This is a genomic window from Chryseotalea sp., from assembly GCF_057350905.1.
This window is the reverse complement of the sequence record NZ_JBMRCF010000003.1, coordinates 114,883-137,673: the sequence shown is the minus strand read 5'-3', so window position 1 is coordinate 137,673 and position 22,791 is coordinate 114,883. Positions and strand designations below refer to the sequence as shown.

The 22,791-nt window shown below is 41.2% G+C and carries 22 protein-coding genes; 6 read left to right on the top strand and 16 right to left on the bottom strand.

Translation table 11 applies throughout. The features are described from left to right. Positions 1–5: 5 nt before the first annotated feature. A complete protein-coding gene (locus ACO1XM_RS06400; RefSeq protein WP_486227023.1) occupies positions 6–500 on the bottom strand; it encodes a nuclear transport factor 2 family protein in 495 nt (164 codons plus the stop codon). A 134-nt stretch (positions 501–634) separates the two neighbouring features. On the opposite strand from ACO1XM_RS06400, the gene ACO1XM_RS06395 reads away from it, so the two are divergent. From ACO1XM_RS06395 to mnmA, 3 genes are all read left to right on the top strand, one after another. Next, the gene (locus ACO1XM_RS06395) at positions 635–1,780 is read left to right on the top strand and encodes a tetratricopeptide repeat protein (RefSeq protein WP_486227021.1); all 1,146 of its coding nucleotides are present in this window, start codon (positions 635–637) and stop codon (positions 1,778–1,780) included. Positions 1,781–1,828: 48 nt separating this feature from the next. Further along, the gene (locus ACO1XM_RS06390) at positions 1,829–3,037 is read left to right on the top strand and encodes a peroxiredoxin family protein (protein ID WP_486227019.1); all 1,209 of its coding nucleotides are present in this window, start codon (positions 1,829–1,831) and stop codon (positions 3,035–3,037) included. 149 nt (positions 3,038–3,186) lie between these two features. After that, entirely contained in the window at positions 3,187–4,377 is a 1,191-nt protein-coding gene (gene mnmA, locus ACO1XM_RS06385) for a tRNA 2-thiouridine(34) synthase MnmA (protein ID WP_486227017.1), read from the top strand. Here the strand turns inward: mnmA and ACO1XM_RS06380 are convergent. The 10 genes from ACO1XM_RS06380 to ACO1XM_RS06335 form a co-directional block, all read right to left on the bottom strand. After that, positions 4,374–4,745, bottom strand: a complete 372-nt coding sequence (locus ACO1XM_RS06380; protein ID WP_486227015.1) for a hypothetical protein — start codon at positions 4,743–4,745, stop codon at positions 4,374–4,376. The two genes, mnmA and ACO1XM_RS06380, sit on opposite strands and share 4 nt — an antisense overlap. Positions 4,746–4,749: 4 nt before the next feature. Next, positions 4,750–5,439 carry a fibronectin type III domain-containing protein gene (locus tag ACO1XM_RS06375; protein ID WP_486227013.1) on the bottom strand — a complete coding sequence of 230 codons (690 nt, stop codon included), beginning with the start codon at positions 5,437–5,439 and terminating at the stop codon, positions 4,750–4,752. Positions 5,440–5,541: 102 nt separating this feature from the next. Continuing rightward, on the bottom strand, positions 5,542–6,108 hold the full coding sequence (locus ACO1XM_RS06370; protein ID WP_486227011.1) for a DUF502 domain-containing protein: 567 nt from the start codon (positions 6,106–6,108) through the stop codon (positions 5,542–5,544). 193 nt (positions 6,109–6,301) lie between these two features. Continuing rightward, the gene (nqrE, locus tag ACO1XM_RS06365) at positions 6,302–6,916 is read right to left on the bottom strand and encodes an NADH:ubiquinone reductase (Na(+)-transporting) subunit E (protein WP_486227009.1); all 615 of its coding nucleotides are present in this window, start codon (positions 6,914–6,916) and stop codon (positions 6,302–6,304) included. A 1-nt stretch (position 6,917) separates the two neighbouring features. Continuing rightward, a complete protein-coding gene (locus tag ACO1XM_RS06360; protein ID WP_486227007.1) occupies positions 6,918–7,592 on the bottom strand; it encodes an NADH:ubiquinone reductase (Na(+)-transporting) subunit D in 675 nt (224 codons plus the stop codon). 7 nt (positions 7,593–7,599) lie between these two features. Further along, a complete protein-coding gene (gene nqrC / locus ACO1XM_RS06355; protein WP_486227005.1) occupies positions 7,600–8,304 on the bottom strand; it encodes an NADH:ubiquinone reductase (Na(+)-transporting) subunit C in 705 nt (234 codons plus the stop codon). Then, positions 8,291–9,493, bottom strand: coding sequence for an NADH:ubiquinone reductase (Na(+)-transporting) subunit B (locus ACO1XM_RS06350; protein WP_486227003.1), 1,203 nt, complete (start codon positions 9,491–9,493; stop codon positions 8,291–8,293). Before ACO1XM_RS06350 ends, nqrC begins: the two co-directional genes overlap by 14 nt. Position 9,494: 1 nt before the next feature. Then, positions 9,495–10,859, bottom strand: a complete 1,365-nt coding sequence (locus ACO1XM_RS06345; protein ID WP_486227001.1) for a Na(+)-translocating NADH-quinone reductase subunit A — start codon at positions 10,857–10,859, stop codon at positions 9,495–9,497. A gap of 108 nt (positions 10,860–10,967) precedes the next feature. Continuing rightward, a complete protein-coding gene (gene cmk, locus ACO1XM_RS06340; RefSeq protein WP_486226999.1) occupies positions 10,968–11,666 on the bottom strand; it encodes a (d)CMP kinase in 699 nt (232 codons plus the stop codon). Positions 11,667–11,813: 147 nt separating this feature from the next. Continuing rightward, positions 11,814–12,509: a hypothetical protein gene (locus ACO1XM_RS06335; protein WP_486226997.1), complete on the bottom strand. Its 696-nt coding sequence runs from the start codon at positions 12,507–12,509 to the stop codon at positions 11,814–11,816. 41 nt (positions 12,510–12,550) lie between these two features. On the opposite strand from ACO1XM_RS06335, the gene ACO1XM_RS06330 reads away from it, so the two are divergent. Further along, the gene (locus ACO1XM_RS06330; RefSeq protein ID WP_486226995.1) at positions 12,551–12,835 is read left to right on the top strand and encodes a hypothetical protein; all 285 of its coding nucleotides are present in this window, start codon (positions 12,551–12,553) and stop codon (positions 12,833–12,835) included. Positions 12,836–13,075: 240 nt separating this feature from the next. Here the strand turns inward: ACO1XM_RS06330 and ACO1XM_RS06325 are convergent, their stop codons facing one another. From ACO1XM_RS06325 to ACO1XM_RS06315, 3 genes are all read right to left on the bottom strand, one after another. Further along, on the bottom strand, positions 13,076–14,482 hold the full coding sequence (locus tag ACO1XM_RS06325) for an MATE family efflux transporter (RefSeq protein ID WP_486226993.1): 1,407 nt from the start codon (positions 14,480–14,482) through the stop codon (positions 13,076–13,078). Between the two features lie 253 nt (positions 14,483–14,735). After that, the gene (locus ACO1XM_RS06320) at positions 14,736–17,045 is read right to left on the bottom strand and encodes a beta strand repeat-containing protein (protein WP_486226991.1); all 2,310 of its coding nucleotides are present in this window, start codon (positions 17,043–17,045) and stop codon (positions 14,736–14,738) included. A gap of 36 nt (positions 17,046–17,081) precedes the next feature. Beyond that, entirely contained in the window at positions 17,082–17,789 is a 708-nt protein-coding gene (locus ACO1XM_RS06315) for a porin family protein (RefSeq protein WP_486226989.1), read from the bottom strand. Between the two features lie 288 nt (positions 17,790–18,077). On the opposite strand from ACO1XM_RS06315, the gene ACO1XM_RS06310 reads away from it, so the two are divergent. Together ACO1XM_RS06310 and ACO1XM_RS06305 are read left to right on the top strand one after the other, a co-directional pair. Continuing rightward, positions 18,078–18,653: an outer membrane beta-barrel protein gene (locus ACO1XM_RS06310; protein WP_486226987.1), complete on the top strand. Its 576-nt coding sequence runs from the start codon at positions 18,078–18,080 to the stop codon at positions 18,651–18,653. Positions 18,654–18,725: 72 nt separating this feature from the next. Beyond that, a complete protein-coding gene (locus ACO1XM_RS06305; RefSeq protein WP_486226985.1) occupies positions 18,726–20,750 on the top strand; it encodes a caspase family protein in 2,025 nt (674 codons plus the stop codon). Positions 20,751–20,887: 137 nt separating this feature from the next. On the opposite strand, the gene ACO1XM_RS06300 is transcribed toward ACO1XM_RS06305, so the two are convergent. Together ACO1XM_RS06300 and ACO1XM_RS06295 are read right to left on the bottom strand one after the other, a co-directional pair. Continuing rightward, entirely contained in the window at positions 20,888–21,586 is a 699-nt protein-coding gene (locus ACO1XM_RS06300) for a LytR/AlgR family response regulator transcription factor (protein ID WP_486226983.1), read from the bottom strand. Further along, positions 21,583–22,629 carry a sensor histidine kinase gene (locus tag ACO1XM_RS06295; RefSeq protein WP_486226981.1) on the bottom strand — a complete coding sequence of 349 codons (1,047 nt, stop codon included), beginning with the start codon at positions 22,627–22,629 and terminating at the stop codon, positions 21,583–21,585. The genes ACO1XM_RS06300 and ACO1XM_RS06295 overlap by 4 nt, the downstream gene beginning before the upstream one ends. Positions 22,630–22,791: the final 162 nt, after the last annotated feature.

The window sequence follows — 22,791 nt, the reverse complement described above, 5'->3', positions numbered from 1 at the left end:
TTTAATTACTTTGAATGTTTCGCTTTAATTTCTTCCGGAATGTTGCATCCGTCTTTTCTTCGGGTGTCTGCCAGATGAAAAATCTTCCAGCCATTTTTTGTTTTGTGAAATTGAAAAGCATCTACACCGCAATGGCTGAACGTGTGATCCACATAAAAGGCATAATCACACCAGGCCTGCGCAAAGTCACCATCTACCTGAATGGTTACGTTCCAGAATTCTTCTGTCAGTTTTTCTTTGCGTGGTGTGCCAATAGATTGTAGCATGCCTTTCATAGAAGACTCTCTTCTCAACACGGGCTCGCCTACCTTATTGCGTGTTACCGTAGCCATGGTGGCCGTCTCATCAAATACACTGTGCACTTTACTACTATCGCCTTCGTACATTCCGTCAAAAAGTGTTTTAATAACAGCATTAATCGCTTGTTTATCGTCTGTTTGCGACCATGCTGCAGAGCTCACCAGCAAAAGACTCGTGGCTAATAAAAGGGTTTTTCTCATACGTTTTAATTTTTAGGCAATCTCACGGTAAATACTGGCTTTTGTTCAGGTTTTTATGCCAATGGCCTTTATCGATTTGGCTAGCTAAATATGGATAATATCTGCTATTTTTAACAATTATTACACTTAATACTATGCGTAAATCCCTCGTTATCAGCCTTTTTACCCTAAGCTGTGGTATTTTATCAGCACAAAGTCCTGTAGATAGCTTAAAGGATGTGCTGACAAGTGCCGAAGGCGAACAAAAGGTAAAGACTTTGAATGAGCTTTTCAGGGCCTATCAGGAAGCTGATCCGGTTTCTGCCTTAGGTTATACCCGCGAGGCACTTAACCTGGCCACCGAAATTGGCGATAAAAAAGGCATGGCTGCATCCTATAATAACCTGGGTGTATCATACAGGCAGCAAGGTGCTATCGACAAAGCACTGGAGTATTATATTAACTCTTTAAAAATGTATGAAGAGCTTGATAACAAAGAGGGTATTGCCACACTAAAAAACAACATTGCCAATATCTACTCCATTAAAAAAGATTTTGGACTCGCGGTAAGCTACCTGGAGCAATCGTATGCCTTGTTTACACAGCTGCAAGACAAGAAAAAAATTGTAGGCTCTATGAATAATCTGGGCAACCTGAACAGCGACTTGCAATTGTATGAGAAAGCCATGCGCTATTATTCTGAAGCCTATCAGTTAAGCCAGCAGGAAGGAATGAAGTTTGCAGACCCGCTTACCAACCTGGGCAATATCTCTTTCAAGCAGGGTAATTATCAACGCGCCATAGAATTTTATAATAAGGCACTTGATATTGAAAAAGAAAACAACAACAAACTGGGTATGCTGAGCATACTGACTAACATTGGTGCTACCTACACCAAAGCACAAAGACCTGCACCGGCTCTTGAATACCTGAAGGAAGCAGAAAAGCTTGCGGAAGAATTACAGGCTTTCAGTTATTTACCTAATATTTTAAGAAGCCATGCCGACATTCTTTACCAGCAAGGCAAATCAAAAGAAGCCTACGAAACCATTCTGAAGTACGATTCATTAAGAGAGAAAATCTACGGTGAAGAGAGTACTAAAAAAATTGCGCAAATGGAATTGGTGTTAACTTTTGCTGAAAAAGAAAGAGAACTGCAGCTACTTCAAAAAGAGGGGAAAATTCAGACCCTGGAGTTACGCAACACACGTTTGTTTATTGTCATGGTAATCCTGGCCAGCCTGATACTCATCGGAGGCTTTAACCTCTACTACATGAGCAATAAAAAGAAGCTTTTGTAAACTTTTTTTCTTCCATTTCAGTTTCGATTCAATAAATCAGCCCCGGTCATGTATCGTATAGCTCTATTTCTTGTAATTATCGCTTTTACCCTCTCTTGCAGTTCTAATGTAAAAGATCCTAGCGGCACCTGGCGCGGTGTCGTAACCATGCAGGAACAGGAGTTACCTTTTACCTTCACTTTAACAAAAGAAAAGGATCAGTATAAAGCTGTTATTCGCAATGCCGAAGAAAAACTAGTCCTTGACGATGTTCGTCTGGAGAACGACACCCTCGTTATGGTGATGCACATTTTCGATGCGCAAATACGTGCCAAAGTGCTTGACGATAAACTCAGTGGTGTCTTTATCAAAAATTATGACTTGAGCGCTACTGTTCCCTTTCAGGCTACCAAAGGAGATAATTATCGCTTTGCAAAAAAAGAAAAAGCTGCTGTTGATTTTAGTGGTAAATACAGCGTGACGTTCACCAATGAAAAAGATACCACGCTGGCTGTTGGTGTGTTTACACAAAATGAAAATGAAGTAAAGGGCACCTTCCTTACACCTACAGGCGATTACCGCTACCTGCAGGGCAATATCATTGGCGAAACAATGAAGCTGAGTGCTTTTGATGGTAACCACACCTATGTTTTTACGGCTACATTAAAGGGCGATAGTATTTTCGGTGATTATTATTCAGGCAAAACCTATCATCAGGTGTGGAAAGGTGTTAAAAATGAAAGTGCCTCACTCCCTGATCCTGAATCACTCACTTATTTAAAAGAAGGTTTCGATAAAATTGAATTCAGCTTTCCGGATGTAGAAGGCAAGCAAGTAACACCACAAGACGACAAGTATAAAAACAAGGTGGTTATCCTCCAGCTCTTCGGAACCTGGTGCCCTAATTGTATGGACGAAACAAGGTTTCTGGCAGACTGGTATACACAAAACAATAAGCGCGGTGTAGAGATTATTGGTTTAGCTTATGAAAGAAAAGATGATTTTGCATATGCCAGCGACCGCGTAATCAAGATGAAAGAAAAACTGAATGTTACTTACGACTTTGTAATAGCCGGTGTAAATGATAAAATAAAAGCCGGAGAAACCTTACCCATGCTGAATAAAGTAGCGGCCTTCCCTACTACCATTTTTATTGGTAAAGATGGAAAAGTAAAATACATCCACACAGGTTTTTCAGGGCCGGGTACAGGCATTTATTATGAGCAATTCAAAGAAAGTTTTAATCAGAAAATTAATGAACTTTTAAATGGCGGCTAGAAGCTCGAAGCTGGAGGTTAGAAGATAGAATTTAGAAGACAGAAGCTAGAAGTTTAGAAAGGGAGTTTGGAGCAAAAGCAAGTAGCTCGAGGCTCAAAGCTCGCAGCTTGTAGCTTATAGCTGTAAGCCCAAACCAAAGAAAAAAGAATATGTCATTACCAGGAGCAGGAAAACGTGTAGTTGTCGGATTATCCGGAGGGGTTGATTCCAGCGTTACGGCCTATCTGTTACAACAAGAGGGCTACGAGGTTATTGGTATGTTCATGAAGAACTGGCATGATGATTCTGTTACCATCAGCAATGAGTGCCCATGGCTGGACGACAGCAATGATGCCATGATCATTGCGCAGCAACTTAACATTCCTTTTCAAGCCATCGACTTAAGTGCAGCATACAAAGCCAGGATTGTGGACTACATGTTTGCCGAATATGAACGCGGTCGTACACCCAATCCTGATGTACTGTGCAACCGCGAAATTAAATTCGATATCTTTTTAAATGCCGCACTGAAACTCGGTGCCGATTATGTAGCAACGGGTCACTATGCGCGAAAAAGTGCTACCGTTGTAAATGGTAAAACGGTGTATCAGCTATTGGCTGGTAAGGATAATAATAAAGACCAAAGCTATTTTCTTTGTCAGCTTAAGCAGTCACAATTGGAAAAGGCGCTTTTCCCTATTGGTGAATTAACTAAGCCCGAAGTCAGGGCCATTGCTAAAGAAATTGGTTTGGCTACTGCCGAGAAAAAAGATTCGCAAGGACTTTGTTTCATTGGCAAAGTACACTTGCCTGATTTTCTACAACAACAACTCAAACCCAAACAAGGTAAGGTTATTGAAGTCCCTGCAAACGCGGAAGTCTTCAATCAGACTTTCGATGCAAATGATTTGGTTAACAGCACAAAAGCTTATTCCTTAAGCACTGATGCTGGCCGTGTGGTGGGTGAACACAAAGGCGCGCATTACTATACCATTGGTCAGCGTAAGGGCTTGAATATGGGTGGGCATGAAAAACCGCTTTTTGTCATTGGCACTAACACCCAAGACAATGTTATCTACATGGGCATGGGCGAAGATCATCCTGGTCTTTACAGAAAAGGATTGTTTATTCCCAACGCAGATGAGCATTGGATCAGGGAAGACATGGCATTATCACCAGGCGAGTCTGCGAATTACCTGGCTAGAATTCGTTACAGACAAAAACTGGAACCATGTACTTTGTTTAAAAGAGACGAAGGCCTTTACATTGTTTTTGATCAGGCACAAAGGGGCATTACACCCGGGCAATTTGCAGCCTGGTATCGTGACGAAGAATTAATCGGATCTGGTGTTATTAACTAATCTGTTAAGAATTGTATTGCCTCCTCTTCTGTATTGCAAGCCCTGAAGTTTACTTTCATAAAGTAGGTGACGCCTTTGAGCAAGCCGATTTTAGCTCCGGTAATTCCTAAAAAAGCACCCTTCGGTATAAATGGTTTAGTAGCTTGTGTAAAGGCGTAGGCAGCTTTCATGTATTCAGGAGAGCCGAAAGTTTGCACGTAGTTAGCTATAAAATAAGATTCCTTCGCTTCTGCCAATACCCATTCTGTATGTTGTTGGGTAAGTTCAATCATTTCCGCTTGTTTCAGTCCGCTGTAATCAGCCAGAATAATATCTTTCCCCTTCACGGTAATTTTTCTGAGTCGCTCGGTAGATGGAAAAAGATTCAAAGGTTCAGTTAGCTGTTGTGAAAGATAACAAATCGCCATACACCACTACAGTGCCTTCTTGATTGCTTACAAAGGCCCTGTAGTAATAGGTAGTCTGTGGCTGCAATGATGATAAGGTTGATTGGTACATTAATGGCGCTGAAGCTGTGCCAGTAACCACTACGTTGCCCTGTAAAACTGAATTGAACGGTGCGAGGGCCCACACAAAGCCATATTGTGCAGTTGTTAATTCATTTAAGTCAATCAGTTCACCATTCAGTTTTGCTGTACTGCTGGTAACCTCCGCAGCGGTAAGGGTGCGTACATAGTCGGCCGGTAAGCTGGTGGTGAATGTTGTTTCATCACCGTAATAAATATTGGTGAATCCATTGGTGGCTGCGAACGCCCTTACAAAATAGGCTGTTCCCGGACTCAGGTTAGTCATTTCATAACTGTAAGGCAACTCACCCTCAGAAGCTTCACCTACTACTATTTTACCTAGTGCTGAAATGGCATTTACACCGTTGCTTGTCGACCACAGAAATCCATATTGCGCGGGTTTAATCGGCCCCACCTCTAACAACGTTGCCTGCAATACGGCTTTGTTCAAACCAATAGCACCAACTCCACCTGTTTCTACTTTAGGTTTATCTGCTTCGTCCTGCTGGCAAGCGAATACAGCTAAGAGCACAAATAGAGAAAAGAATTTTCGCATTGTTAAATATAGTAATTTGAGTCTGGACATTCTCATGGAGCTGCTGGCATCTAGCCTCGAGTAACTAGCATCTGGCTTAGAGTTTCGAGCATCGAGCAGCATCTATTGTTGTTCTGTAAATCCTGACACGCCACCCGATACGATGTATTTCATGGCTACCGGGCCTGAAATATTGAGTGGCTTAATATTTTCTTTAGGCACAATATAATGCATACCTGAAAACGCGTAAGAATGTGGCAGATACACCGATACCATGTCGGCTAAACCAAGAGAGGATAAATCGCCTTGTGTTATAAAGCCGATCTGATACAATTGATTCTCGCTGTTGATTTTTACTAACACCGGCTTGTTGAATTTCTTTTTATCGCCCACAAAAGCATTGAGCAGATCTTTGAGTGAGGAGTAAATCAATTTCACTAAAGGGATTCTATTCATACCATGATCAAACCAGGTAGATAAAGTTTGAAAGGCCAGATTAGAGGTGAGATAACCAAAGCCAGTAATGGCCACCAGTATAATTACAAAACCCAAACCCGGATAAGGCAGGTTGAGCAAACTATCCAGCCAGCTAAACGACACATAAATAAAATAAGCCGTTGCTGTAAGTGGTACTATAAATAAGGTGCCACTAAAAAAGTAGCGAATAAATTTTCGAAAGGTGCTTTCCATAGTTATAAAAATTAGCAATCCGTTTCATCACCTTAAATCCGTCTGACCGCTGTTTATTTCAGTATTCAGCGGTCTGACGGATCGCCTTTGTTTGTTGATTCTTAGAAACAAATGGCTAAACTGATTAGCAGATTATAAAAAAAGGCTTCTGTCAACAAACAGAAGCCTCTTCATCATGTCAAAGTTTAAAAATTTATACTGTGAAACCCAGGAAGCTCAGGAATCCTAAAGACATAAGTCCTACCAATATAAATGTAATACCCAAGCCTCTAAGAGGTCCTGGCACATCTGAGTAACGCATTTTTTCGCGCACACCTGCTAAGGCAACAATGGCCAACATCCAGCCAATGCCTGAACCCACACCATACACAGTGGCTTCGGCCAAATTATAAGGACGGCTCACCATAAAAAGGGCAGCACCAAGAATTGCACAGTTTACAGCAATCAGCGGAAGGAAGATACCCAATGCACCATACAATGAAGGAGAGAAACGCTCAACCACCATTTCTGTTAACTGTACCATGGCCGCAATTACTGCAATGAAGATAATAAACTGTAGGAAGCCAAGATCGATAGTAGCGAAATCTTCGCCTAACCAGGATAATGCGCCTGCTGTCAATACATAGTTTTGAATTAACCAGTTGATGGGTACTGTAATACCCAAAACGAATACAACGGCTATACCAAGACCAAATGCTGTTTTCACTTTTTTAGATACGGCCAAAAATGAACACATACCTAAAAAGTAAGCAAAAATCATGTTGTCGATAAAAATCGAACGAACGCCAATGCTTATTAAATTTTCCATATTAATGCTCTCTGTAACCGTTAATACTTCTTTGAATCCAGATAATAACACCAATCAGAATACACGCTCCTGCTGGCAGTAACAATAAACCATTGCCTTGATAGTGCAAGCCCATCGATTCGAATACTTTCCACTCAAAAGCGAAGCCTTTAAATAAAGTACCTGAACCAAATAACTCACGCACAACGGCCATGCTGATCAGGATAAGTCCGTAACCAAAACCATTGCCCAAACCATCTAAGAAAGAAGGCCAAGGCTTATTGGCCATGGCGTATGCTTCCAGGCGGCCCATTACAATACAGTTTGTGATGATCAGACCTACGTACACAGACATGAGCTTGGACATGTCATATACATATGCTTTTAGCAACTGGTCAACCATAATTACCCAAACCGATACAATCGCCAATTGTACGATAATACGGATTCGTGAAGGAATCGTATTGCGTAACATGGAAATGAATAAGTTTGAGAAGGCTGTTACAAATGTTAAACCCAGTGACATTACGATCGCTGGCTTAATCTGAGATGTAATCGCTAACGCTGAGCAGATACCCAATACTTGTACAGTAATCGGGTTATCGATGTCTAAGGGGTTAGTTAATAATTTCTTGTTCTTCTTAGAAAAAAGTGGTTCGCTCTTAGCTACTTTCACTTCTGCAGTTTCTGTACTCATCGCTCCGTTACTTTTTATTCTTCTTCAAATAATTCTGATAGCAGACGAAATAGTCCTGCAACATATTATTAACACCTTTCGCTGTTAATGTTGCGCCTGACATGCCATCTACTTTATGTTTGTTATCTGAGTAGTCCATACCCTCACCCTTCATCATGACTACAGAGGCAACCTGATCGCCTTCAAAAATAGCTTTGCTTTTGTAACGATCCTGAATCTCATCTGAATCGATGCGGGCTCCTAAGCCAGGAGTCTCACCGGCATGAGAAAACTTCACGCCTTTAATGGTATTGAAATCCGATTCGAGGGAAACGAAGCCCCAGATATTATTCCAAAGACCATAACCATACACAGGCATAACCACCGATTCTACCTGGCCACTCTCATTAGAGAATTCGTAGACTGGCAATAATCTTTCTTCGGGAGCTTTTTTGTATTCTGATCCAACAGCAACATCCTCAGCCTTCATTCCTTCTTTCAGGTTTCCGTTATAGTCGATAACAAAAGCCTTTACGCGTTTGCCGTAAATAGTGGCTGCATCGTCACCTTCTTTCAGCTGCATTACCGTTGCCAGAATGTTTTTCTTTTGCTCTAATGCAACGTTTTCTTGTTGCTTTTCTTTCAGACCTTCTGCTGCAAAGGCGAGCAGACCACCACACACTACCGTGAGGATGGCTGCATACATTACGATATAAAGATTAGACTGTCGCACGTTTTAATCGTCTGTTTTTGTTAGCACTTACTACGAAATAATCAATGAGTGGAGCGAATACGTTCATCAACAATATCGCCAACATAATACCTTCAGGATAAGCGGGGTTAAACACGCGGATCAATACTGTGAATAAACCAATCATGAATCCATATACCCACTTACCTGTTTCAGTCTGCGCAGCCGTTACCGGATCTGTCGCCATAAACACTGCACCAAAGGCCAAACCACCGATTACCAGGTGATAATGCGCTGGCATTTCCATGTAGGGATTTACCGCCAATCCATTCAGCAATAAACCAGTAGCCCAGGCACCAGCGAATACACTTACCATAATTTTCCAGCTACCTGTTCCGGAGGCCCATAAAATAAAGGCACCAATCAGGCACATCAATGTTGAGGTCTCTCCAATACTGCCTGGCATGGCGCCAAAGAATAAGTTGCCGAAAGAGAAAATACCATCAGCCCATCCTGCACCAAAGGAATTTAAACTGGTTACCACATTAGCTCCAGATGTTACACTCTCTGCAGCGATGGCAAGTGGTGTTGCGCCCGAATAACCTGCTACTGTTTGTGCACCCTCGGGAATGTAAGCCCAAACTTCACCAGAGATTTGTGTTGGATATGCAAAGTATAAAAAGGCACGTGCAGTTAAGGCAATGTTTACCACATTCATACCGGTACCACCAAAAGCTTCTTTACCAATAATAACGGCAAAGATGGTAGCCACAGCAACTTGCCAAAGTGGAATATCCGGAGGCATTACCAAAGGAATTAACATTCCCGTTACTAAGTAACCTTCGTTCACCGGATGTCTGCGAATCATGGAGAAAATAAATTCTACACCAAGACCTACGCCATACGATACAATAACGATTGGCAGCACTTGTAAAGCACCTACCCAGAACTTGTCCATCATACTCGCTGCCTGACCAGTAGCCAAGAAATGCTGATGACCTACGTTAAAAATACCGAAGATGAGACAGGGTACCATGGCTATGATCACTGTCATCATTAAACGCTTCAAATCCACACCATCGCGAATTTGTACGCCTTTAGTACTTGCGGTAGTGTTGGGCGCAAATGCGAAAGTCTCTAACGCTTCAAAAGCATAATAGAACTTTTCGTACTTACCGCCTTTTTCGAAGTCGTGTTTTACTTTATCTAATGTGTTACGTAAAAACTTCATATTATGCGTTCGCTAATAAATCTATACCTTCTCTAACAATGCTCTGCACGTTGTGTTTGGAAACATCCACAAACTCGCATAATGCAAGGTCTTCTTCAATTACTTCGTAGATACCCAAGGCCTCCATATCATCATAGTCTTCGGCAATAATTGCTTTCAGAAGATGTGTTGGTAAAATATCCATCGGCACTACTTTCTCGAAAACGCCTGTTTGTACAAAAGCACGTGGCTCACCATGTGTATTGCTGTCTACAACCGCTTCTTTAGCACGGTTCAGGAATGAGAACAATCCCCAGGCGCGGTGGAAGCTTACTTTATTTGCAGATGGTGTGATCCAACCTAAGAATTCATGGTGATCACCTTCTGGAATAACTGTAATCATTTGATCGAAGAAGCCCATGTGACCTTCTTTACCAATGCTGGTTCCGGTTAAAACATTTCCAGACACAACACGCACATGGTCGTTCTTCAAATTATTGTTCAGGAACTTCTTCACAGAAGCACCCGTGTAAGTCTTATAATACTGAGGTTCGCTCACTTCAGATCCTGCCACGGCTACAATCTTGGCACTGTCTACAATACCATTTAAGAATAGCTTACCAATCTGGATTACACCTGCAGGATTGATTGTCCAGACAACATCACCTTTGTTGATAGGGTCGATGTGGTGAATCTGAACGCCCACGCAACCTGATGGATGCGGGCCTGAAAATTTGTTCAACTCTGCATTCTTCACCAGTGAGAAAACAGGTGATATTTCACGCTCGGAGTGAACATTTACATGAACAGCGCCTGTAGTCAGTTTCTTCAATACATCCACACCTGCCTGGAAGAATTGCTCCTGCCCTTTATAGATGAAGTTGTAGTCTGGTGCCAACGGATGTGAATCGAAGCCAGAAATAAAAATAGACTTAGGTGTTTCTGTTGGATTGGCTACCACGCCATAAGGACGTTGCACCAGGTTTACCCAAACACCACTGCTGAGCAGTTGCTCCTGTACCTTTTCTTTACCCAGACTAGCCAGGTCAGAAACAGAGTACTTATTAAATGACAAAGACTCTACCGTCTTATCAGCTAAGATCTTGATTTCAATAAGTTTACGCTTTTCGCCACGCTTAACCTCTACCACCTCACCACTTACCGGTGCTGTGAAAACAATCTTTTCATTCTTTTTGTCATGAAAAAGAGGACTTCCAGCTTTAACTGTATCGCCTTCTTTAACCATTACCTTAGGCATGTAAATGCCATGGAAATCGTCTGGTTTAATGACGAAAGTTTCTGCTTGTTCGATGTTAGAGAGCTTCAGGGCAGCTTTGCCGGCCAGATTGATATCAAAACCCTTTTTTAACCGTATGAATTTTCCCATGATGGGCAGTATTTTGGTTAGGAAAGTGGCAAAATTAGTAATTATAACGACAAACAAAAGGTATTGCTACAGAATAGCTGAACCACTTATCAACTTAAAATTTTAGCCTTAGATGTGGAGTTGGGGAGCCAGTATCCGGCTAATGGCTAAGTGCACCACAGCCTCAACTTGTTCGTCAATGGTAATGTGGGTAGTGTTAATTTCAATGGCATTATCCGCCTTTCTTAACGGGCTCTCTGCCCGTGTTGTGTCGATCTGGTCGCGCATGTGTATGTTCTCCATAACTTCCAGCAGATCAACCATTTTGTCACTTTTCAGTAACTCTTGTTGTCTTCTAAAAGCCCGTACCTGCATATCGGCAGTCATAAAAACCTTTAATTCGGCATCCGGGAAAACCACAGTGCCAATATCGCGGCCATCCATAACCACACCTTTTTCGCGACCTAATTTGCGCTGCTGGTTTACCATGGCAACCCTGACTGGCTTTAGGGCGCTTACCTGGCTCACGTTATCAGAAATACGCATTTTCCTGATCTCCTTTTCTATTTTAAGACCGTTCAGGAAAGTCTCGGTTTCCATGTCATCATTTACATGGAAGCTTATTTTTATTTTGTCCAACGCAGCCTCTATCTCCTTTGGGTTGCTCAGCGATACATAATGCTCAAGAAAGTAGTAGGTAACGGCCCTGTACATGGCGCCACTGTCTATGTACTTATAGCCCAGTATTTTAGCTACTTCTTTTGCGGTAGTGCTCTTACCACAGGCAGAATAACCATCGATAGCGATTACAATTTTTCGTAAATTCATCAGCAATCTTTTTGTGGACAAGGAATAGACTTACCTGGCTTCAGTTTTTTATTTCGTTGCGTTGAAGCACAGGCTGCTGTGCATATAATTAAGAGTATGAAGAGTATAATCCGGCTGATGCTCATCTTATAACAAATATACTAAAGCTTACTGACCTTGCTGGCGTTCGTGACTCATTTTAAAGCCTATTTTTTGCCCTCCACCTAATTCAGGCGTATGCTCAAGCTTTTGGTAGAGTGTAATGAATTTCACATCCTGGTAGGGAGGCGCCATCAAATCATTTTCTATGGCAATGGTAAGTGCAAGTTTTACAAGTAGTTGCAAATAAGCACCTGAAACAGGTGCTTCAGAAATACCATTAAACAAATTGGCAATAGGCCCCTCGCCTTCAACAAAAAATCTATTCTCGTGATTAATCATCAGCCGTGCAATAAGATAGCCCGGATCATTAACACGGTTAAACTTCAATGAGTCAGACATGAAGTTATAGATGTTAAGTTGACCAAAATATCGGTTAACTTCTTTCTCCTGGATATAAGGATCTTGCATGATGGGATGATCCGGTGCAAAGGTTACCACATTGGTGTGCAGTACAAATATCAGCAAGTCGCCAGCAAGTTTAACATGAAATTCATGTTTGCTCACCTCCTGAAATTCAATGGTTACTTCATGGTCAAGCGGATTACTTCTTTTAATCAATTCATCGACCACACATTTGGCCTCTTCCCGGAGCATCTGAAAAGTGGATAGCAGGTGCTTGTAAGTGCGCTGCTTGGCGTCCGACTTACTTTCAAGCATATTTTTAATGAAATCAAGCGGGTCTTGCTGTTCCGTTACATTCATGGTAATTTCAGGTTAGAAAAACGAAGTTAAAATTAATAATCATGGGAACCACAGAAGAACAGGAAGGATCGGCAGAAAAGTTTTTTAAAAACTTTGGTAAGCGTATGGATGAATTCTCCAAAGAGGTGCAGGAATCTGGCGGACGTGTACAAAAAGAATTAGAAAAGCGTCTGGAGGAATTGAAAGAATCGGCTGAACGTTTTAAAAAAGAAGCCGAGAATAAAGAAAAATGGAAAGAAGTTGAAGCGAGCTTGAAAAGAGCGGGGGAAGAATTAAACAAAGCAGTGAAGGCCGCTTTTAGTAAAAAGGAAAATAAGAGTAATTAATTTTATCAATTATTAGCTCACCTGCTTGCTATTAGGATCATCATCGAATAGCACCAATAACTGTGCCTCAACCACTATGTCTCTCGTCTAAAGCAATTCATTATTATTTAATAAGAAAATTTATAAAAAAAATCAGCGTCCTTTCAGAGACGCTGATTTTACAAAAAGAATTTTGAACTAACGCACTTTAACCTCACACAACTTGGCAAGTGGCTAGAAGCTCGCAGCAAGTAGCTTTTCCTATATCTTCACCAACTTCCACTTACCGCGTTTAAAAATGATAATAGCAACAATGGCGATACAGGATTCTGCAATAGAGATGGCAGCGTAAACACCCGGAGGTCCGAAATCAAAAATAATCGCTAAGGCATAGGCCAGTGGTATTTGAAAGGTCCAGAAGCCAAAGAAGTTAAGAACAGTTGGTGTGGCCGTATCACCCGCTCCGTTAAAGGCCTGACTAATCACCATGCCATAGGCATAGAAGATATAACCCAGTGAAACGATCTGTAAACACAGAATACCATTTTCTAATACTCCTTCATCACTTGTAAACAATCTTAAAATAGGATCGGCCATAGAGAAAAATAGGATTGTAACAAGGCCAAGAAAAATCATGTTAAAAAAAGCAGTGCGCCAAACAGATTTCTCTGCTCTTTCAGGTTGCCCTGCTCCGAGATTTTGTCCTACTAAAGTTGCTGCTGCATTGGCCATACCCCAAGCCGGTAAAATAGCAAATACAATCACTCTGATGGCGATGGTATAACCTGCTAATGCACTGCTACCGAAATTTGAAACGATACGCACTAAAAAAATCCAGCTGGCAGACGCAATAACAAATTGGGCAGTACCCCCCGCTGATACCTTCAACAGATTCCAAACGATATTCCATTTGATGATAAGGTTCTGCGCGTGAAGTTTAATCAGCCCTTTACCTTTTAGTAAATGATACAATTGATAAGTGACACCAATACCTCTGCCAATGTTGGTAGCAATGGCTGCACCCTCTACACCATAACCTGGAATAAAACCCCAGCCGAAAATAAAAATCGGATCAAGTAATATATTAAGACCGTTGGCTAAAATAAGTGCACGCATCGCAATAGAGGCATCACCTGCTCCTCTGAAAATAGCATTGATTAAAAAGAGCATCATGATAGTAACATTACCGCTGAACATCCAGCGCGTATAGCCAGCACCGGCAGCGATAACGCCTTCATCAGCGCCCATGAGTTTCAATAGATCGTCTGCGAAAATACCACCCACAATGCTGATGATGATGGATAAACTAAGCCCGACAAAAAGCGCCTGCACTGCGGCTACTTCGGCTGCTTTAATATCCTTCTCGCCTACCCTTCTGGCCACCATGGCTGTGGCACCCATGCTTAATCCTATTGCAATAGAATAGATGATGGTAAGCATGGATTCTGTAAGACCAATCACGGCAATGGCATTGGTATCATTTAATCTGCTTACATAAAAGACATCTACAATAGCAAAGAGTGCTTCCATACCCATCTCCACAATCATGGGTACAGAGAGTAAAAATATAGCACGGTCAATGCTGCCGGTAGTAAAGCTTTGCTCAGAACCCAAGAGGGCTTCTTTAAATAATGATAAGGCTGATTTGATTTTTGTAAAGAATGACATACATGAAGTTAATATGGTACGAATTAAATGAAGGAGAGTGACTGTTAGTGTCACTCAGTGTTTGGGCGTACCAAACAGGAAATTATAACTTCATGGGCTTTATAGCATTAAAATAATACACTCCTTACGAGTAAATTTAAAAAAGGGTTTCAGAAATTCTATCCTTTTTTTAAAAAAAGAAGCCTTAGTGTGAAAAAAAAGAACCTGGCTACTTTCGTAGCCAGGTTCAGTTTATTTAAGTAACTAATTCGAATTAGTTATTCTCTTGCTTATTACCAGTTCCGTAATAAATATCATTGATATAAGTAAGACCTGGTTTTACATCAAATTCAGAAGCACCATCGCCATTTAGGCCTTTGATTGCGCTGAAATCAACACCACCTCCTGAAGGAGAGTTTCCTTCAAGATAGCCAGTACCACCGGCAGTAACCGTGATGCCAGTGATTGCTCCGGCCGCATTTACTGTAGCCGTTGCAGTAGCACCGCCACCAACTGAAGAGCCGATTACAACGCGAGGTGCACCTGTAAAGCCAAAGCCACCATCTGTCACCGTAATGGCTGTGATCACACCGTTAGTTACCGTAGCGAAACCTTGCGCATTTTCACCAGAGTTCAATTCAATAGTAGGAGCTGAAGTATAACCTACACCACCGTTTGTGATGTTAATACCAACAACTCTGCCGTTTACAAGTACTGCTGTACCAGCAGCTCCTGTTCCACCACCACCGGTGAATACAACAGTAGGAGCATAAGCATAGCCTGATCCTTGAGAACCAATATCTGCTGACAATACAGAACCACCTGTCAGGAATACCTCTGTTGTTGCAGGCACTGTTACAGCACTTAAAGTAACTGTAGGTGTAGCGGTGTAACCCATACCAGGGTTAGTAATGTTAATACCTGTTACCTGTCTTGTAATCGGGTTAATCAAGGCTGTACCCGTTGCTCTTACACCTGTAACAATGTTTGGTGCAGAGAAAGTTACAGCAGGTGCATAAGAATAACCAGCACCAGGGTTTGTTACCTGCACATCAGAAACAGACTGACCTGAGTAGAATGCATTGGCTGTTGCGTTGACACCACCGGCTGGAGGTGCTGAGAAAGTAATTGTAGGGTTAGCAATGTAAGCTGCACCTGGGTTAGTGATAGTAACACCTGTTACACGACCGTTTACGATGGTCGCTGTACCTGTTGCAGTAACAGGCGCAGTTAAACCTGTACCTGTGGGTGCAGTGATGGTAACTGTAGGGGCGGTAACATAACCAGAACCACTGTTTGTGATAACTACTGAAGTCACTGTTCCGTCCTGAGAAAGGTTAGTTGTTGAAGCAGCTGCACCAGCACCTGATAATAGCGTAACGGTGGGTGTTCCTGTATAACCTGTTCCAGGGTTTGTTAGCGTGATGTTAGTCACACGACCATCTACCACTGTTGCTGTAGCGGCAGCACCTGTTCCACCACCACCGGTGATTTCAATCAAAGGTGTTCCGGAGTAGCCCGAACCAGCAGCAGTAACATTAATTCTGTCAAGTGTTCCAGAGGTTGTAGAAACTACTGCGTTGGCAGATGCAGGAGAAGAGAATGACTCAAAATCAATGTTTACAGTTGAGCCTGAAGGTATATCATCCGCAGCAATAGATGGACCGAACAAAGTACGCACACTTACTGTACGATCACCAGGGGTATCATCAGAGTAATCAGGGTCACCATCTTCTACAAACAATGTTTGATCAGTGGCCACATCAGAATAATTTAAGATGAGAGGTAAACCGTCAATGGCAGCAGGTACTGTAATGCTGTAGTTACCACCTGCTACTGTACCACGTGCTTCTGTCTGATAGCTGGCTTGCAGTATATTACCTACATAGATAAACTCGCAACCGCAACCGCTGGTATATTTATAGTCATCAATATCAGTAGTCAGGAATTTATCTGAAAAATCAGAACCATTGCTTGCATCAATGTTAGCAGTTACTACTGTTCCATCAGGTGCCAACTCTCTTGATTTATTTCTTAAATCTGTTTGAATAGTGGCTCTGCCGCTAATGGTAGCTGTACCTGTACCTGTAGTAGCAAATACAGGAATAATGTTACCAACGAAACTGATCGTTCCTGTTCTGGTTGAATCCTGAATGTTAACTGCAGCAATGTAGCTTACTTTAGTGAAGCCAGGAGCTTCTACCGTAATGTTTACAGCACTTCTGAAGAAACCATTAAACACCGCGATACCAGAAGCATCGGTAGTGTCCTTCATTACTTTACCGTACTGGCTGATGGTTACAATAGCACCATCAATAGCTGCTTGTGTTGCATCAGTTCTACCGTTAGCAAAAATAGAAGAAGTAGAACCATTAACGATGGTTACACCGTAGTTTACTATACCTGCATTATTGGTAAGTCGTAGTGAGTCACTGACTCTCAGTGAATCTTCAATAAATTTAAGTCTGTCTTCGCGCAGTGATTGAAGTGACGGCCCGTCATCGTCATTACAGGACCACGTGGCGATAAAGATTGACGCCAATGCTAAAGCAAATAGCAGGCGAGATACTCTATTGGTTTTCATAATTAATTGGTTGTTTAGTAAGAGTCTTTAATTGGTTTATAGATCGATCAGCTTTACACCTATATTAAAGCTGAGTGTTGACAAGTACATTTTATCGCCCCAACGTTCGTGGGTAGCTGATAAATTATAGCGGTTTGCATTATCACCTTCACTGAAAGGATTCAAATTATATTGATAACGGAACTCCATGGTTACCGGAAAACCAAAAGCTTGTAACTCTGCCACCACTGCTGCCTGCAAACCATATTGTGCTCTGTTAAAAATTGAGGTAACATTTGAGGTGCCCTGGTATTTCATTCTATCATACCCGGTTACGGTTACATTATTATTAAAGTGTTCTCTTGCATACAGTGTATAGCTAAAGAAGCCACCAATCAAAAGTTTTGGTTGCAATGGTTCTTCTGCCAAAGAAGGTAAACCTAATTCAGCCAGTATGGGTACCTGAAGGTTGTGAAAGGTAACCCTTGACTTGCTGCGAAATAATTCACCAGGCAACACAAAATAATCTTCAAGATTGGCTGCTTGCTGAAAATACAATAATTCAGCTCTTGCGTGTAGGAAGTCCGTTATTTTATACTTGGCGAATCCCCCCACATTATAAGAGGGTACAACATCGTACTCTTTTACCCCTCGTATTGAGCTAAAGTTATAACCAAGCTTGGCACCAGCCTGAATCTGCGACCATACCGGAATACAGGTAGTTAAAAAAAGAATAGCAATGATTGGGTAGGATTTAGGTTTCATAGAAGCCAACTTATTTAAGAATACAACGTAGATACGCAAAGCAAAGAATTTGGTTTTAGAATATTGTACATAATTTAATGTACACACCAACTTCACAACTACCCTACTATGCTACAATATTATGGAGATTTTTTTTATCAACGATCAACGTAAGTATTAAATATTTTATTCAGCATGTCTTGATTCTCTAATTTATTATTCGTATTATCTGAACCCATTAATGCTCTGCATGCATCGCATTATCTAAAGTCGAAACCATTTACTAATTTTATTATCAAATAAACAACCATGAAAAAAATACTAACCCTCGCCCTCTTAATACTCGCTATCGCTTCACAGGCTCAACAACAGGCTGGTGACTTATCAATTCAATTTTCCGGTAACTATAGCTCTGTCAGAACAACCACTTTTGGAGTTGATGATAAGATATATTCTGGAAACATATACCTGAAAATAGGTAAGTTCTTTACACAAAATATTGAGATGGGATTGAAACCAGCAATAAGCTTTTTTGGAGAACCCGTGCGAATTAGCGCAAATGACCCTAGTAAGACTGAGAATAAGCTCAGGGCAAATGTTGGTCTGGGGCTCTATGGTACCTACTCCTTCTTAACTGCAGATGCTAAATTTATGCCTTATGGTGGAGCGGAGATTAACTATATTCCTCTAGGAGATTACTCCAGTATGAATCTTGGTCCGTACGCAGGTTTAAAATATTTCATTACAGAAAAAATCAACCTTGATGCCAACGTCAACTACCTAATAAATCTTGCAAATAGTTATCCGACTGAAGACGAGTATTCAATAAGTCCACTATTTCAGTTGAACATTGGTATTGGTGTGATTATTGGTAAGACCGAGTAATGCTTATCAACCTGATGTTATAAAAATTAGGTGTTTTTACTCAATCATTTTATCAAGTATTCTTTTTCTATTATGGATAAGTTCAGGCTATCACTTGCTTTATTATTGCTTTCAACCATAGGTATCACCGAAACACAGGCGCAGGATATTTTTCTTACACCCTTAAGTAAGTATGCTGCATCCCCAAAGACAGGTATTGATAAACTCGCCATCTCAAATGATGGCAAACTCATCGCTTGCAGCGATACAAAAGGAAATATTATTATTTATGATACCGATAGCAATACCGTTGTACATACCCAGAAAGGGGTAGGTAAATGCCTGCTCTTGAATTTTCTTACCAACAACAATTCTCTTATTGCTGTAAAGACAGATGGTGAATTAATTGAATACGCATTAAAAGATTTTTCGAAAACAACCAGAACACAGCGCTTTAGTGAACCCATGCTGGTTACCCTTGATCCCAATCAGTTATTTGTAACCAGTCTGAGTAAAAAAGGGCTCATTGAAGTGTATGACCTGCGTGCCAACATGACGCAGGCACGCATTGCAACAGTTGGCGATGTTAAGAATCCCTTATTTATGGGCTTCGATCGTTTTGGTCAGCAACTGGCAGTAATTAATAACATCGGCAATACTTTTAGCTGGGAAGTTATCAATCAACGCTTTCTGCGCGAATTGAAATTACAAAGTGGTGAGTATGCCAACTCACGTTCTGTTATTCAGTCTGCCGCCAGTAGTCGTGGCGCAGATTTTTTTGTAGTCGGCATGCAGGAAGTTTTTATACCGAAAGGTGGGCTCAAAGCAGGACAACAGCCGGAACGCAGAAATGTACTGATCAGTTATGACTGGACTACTGGACAGGAGAACAAGAGAATTTCATTGCAATACCGCATTGATGGTATGACCATGGGACCAACTTCTTCCAGCGTTACCTATTTCTGCGAAGACACGCGCAACATTTTTCTTGTCAACCTGGATAAAGGCGAGATACGTCAGGGTACATCCATTGATGAAAAACCGAGTAGCATCTCACTTTCTGAAAATGGAAGTATTCTCGCTGTAGGTTCTGCTACAGGCAATGTGTATCTATATGATGTTATCCGCAACAATCCTGCAGAAATTAAAATTATCAACCCGCCTGTTAATAGAAACTACGGGGAGGAAACCGTGAGAAGCACCTCATTAACAGTAGAGGGTAAGATAGAGGGCCTTGATCGTATCAACTCACTATTTATTAACGATCAGAAAATTTCCCTAAACACGGATGGTACTTTCCTGGCACCAGTAGAGCTTAGCCCTGGTAAAAACAGAATCAGGGTAGCTGCACAAAGTTCATCATCGCAAGTAATTGAAAAGGATATTTATATCAACTGTGAGCCATCTGCCACAACAAAACCAACACATACAAGTTCTAGCGCCAACTACAAAAAAAGAGTTGCCCTTGTTATTGGCAATGCTGATTATAGTGCAGCAGGCAAACTGGTTAATACGGTAAATGACGCCAAGAGTATGTCGGCTACATTAAAAGAGTTAGGCTTTGAAGTAATCTTGCTTGAGAATGCCACGTATGAAAAAATGAAAAATGCCGTCTATGCTTTTGGTGATAAAATTCAGGATGTGGATGTTTCCATCTTCTTTTATGCAGGGCATGGCATGGAAGTGGATGGCGTAAACTATTTAGTGCCTGTAGATGCCGACATACAATCACACTTAGATATTAAACAAAAGTGTGTACCCCTGACTGGCGTATTAAATACCATGGAGTTTGCCAATGATGAAGGGTTAAATATGGTAATACTGGATGCTTGCCGTAACAACCCCTTCCCTGCCGGGAAAAGAGGTGGTGCCGGTCTTGCGCGTGTCAATGCACCGAGCGGTACCCTGATTGCTTACTCAACCGATCCGGGCTCTGTGGCTTCGGATGGCACAGGTACCAACGGGCTCTATACAGGTGAATTACTAAAGCAACTCAAGACTTCACAACGTATAGAGGACATATTTATGAATACCCGTAATAGTGTTGAAAGACTTTCTGAGGGGAAACAAAGACCTTGGGAGGAAGCGAGATTGAAAGGGGTATTCTATTTAAAATAAAAGATTCTTTAACCAATGATATTAAGTCCTGCTTGGAGATAATCGAAGCAGGATTTTTTTGCTATATAACGTACTTCTTCTGTGATCACAATTGTTGGTTCGTGTGGACACGAACCAAGGCCGAATCAAGATTAAGTCTAAACTCCTTTTAATAAACTCAATGCTCTTTGCTTAAAAGCTCTGCCCAGTGGTAGTTCTTTATCTCCAATGCGCACACTTTCTAAGGAGATTGTTTGTATGTTTTTTGAATTAACAATGAAAGACCTATGTATGCGCACAAAATCTGGTGGTGCTAATCTTTCTTCTAAACTGGTAATTGTTTCGCGTGTAATAATCGTTTTGTCTTTCAAAACGATTTTAACATAGTTGTCCAGGCTTTCTACATACAAAATAGTTGATCTGGTTACTTTATGTTGTACCCTGTCGGCACGAATAAAAATGGTGTCCACTCTTTCATTCGCAGTACTTAACCTATTATTTGGAAAACGCTCATAATACTTATCGACTGCTTTCAGAAATCTTTCTTGCGAAATAGGTTTTACTAAATAATCGATTGCATCTACCTCAAAAGCTTCTGGTGCATAATCGCGATAGGCCGTTGTAAAAATAACCGCTGGTTTTATTTGCAAGGCCTGAAGCAATTGCAAACCATTTAATTGGGGCATCTGAATATCTAAGAAAACTAAATCGATCTTCTCCTCGCGGAGCTTTATTCTCGCCTCCATGGCTGTTGCGCATTCTGCTGCCAGCACCAGATCCTTGCAGGTTGCAACATAACTGATCAGCAGTTTTCTTGCCAGTGGTTCATCATCAACAATAAGACAACGAATACTCATGCTCCTTTATTAAGTTGGAGGTTCACATCAAAACGATTAGATAATTCATTTTGTACAACAAGCGTAAATTTATCGCCATAAAGCAATTGCCATTGGTTTCTCAAATTCTGTAAGCCAATACCTCTTCCCGGCTGTCCCTCTCCTATTCTACTATTCGAGATAAACAGGTTAAGGTTTGCGGGTGTACTGACTATCTTTACATTTATCCACGATTGGTCAACCATGGGCATTACACCATGTTTAAAAGCGTTCTCCAGCAAAGTAAGTAGTGTCATGGGCGGTAACGACCAGTGGCTCATGTCACCTTCATCAGTAATGGATACACGTACCCTGTCTTCATAACGCAATAACTCTAAATGAATGTAGTTATTCATTTGCTCAACTTCCTTTTGTAAAGGCACTAGGCTGGTCTTACCTGAGTGTAATACATAATCTAATATTTCGCTTAAGGCCAAGATCGCTTTCGGTGTTTTGTCAGATTTTTGAGTTGATAAATAATAAAGATTGTTCAGGGTATTGAAAAGGAAATGAGGATTAAGCTGACTCTTTAAAAAACGCAATTCTGTTTCTACTTTTTCTTTCATTAAAGTATGATAATTGTCGCGCGATTTTCGCCAATAGCCAAGCAATCGTATCGCTCCAGCTAAAAAAACCACCATTAATAATGCAGATAGCAAAAAGAAAATATCGGTAGAGGCGGGATTCATATTTCTTATATGCGAATCGGCCAAAACGATAAATAGAAGAATAATAATGAACATCTCAACAAAGAGCGAGGCTAAGATTGTGTAAAGAAAATAGGCAATAAATTTTACAAACCTTTCCTTCATTAAGTAATCCGGAATAAGTCGGTAATTCAAAAAGTAAGTGGTTGCCATGGTTACCGGAATCAGCAACAGTACAAGAATGAACGTTTGAAAATAATTCTCGCTTTGTTTACCAAGAAATAGCACATAAACAACAACAATGGAGAGCCAAAAAATGGTGTGCAGCACCCAACGCTGCGATAAAATCCTGTCAATTAAAGCTTCGACCTTGTTCATCTATGGCATAGATAAAGATTTTTCTGCAAAGATGTTAGCAGTCTGGCTTTTCAACAGATTTGACAGGCCTTTCGACAGTAAGTCTACCCCATCAGTAGTATAGTGCACTTAATCCGTTACTCATCACAAAACTGTTTTTAAGCGCGATGATTCGATTAAACT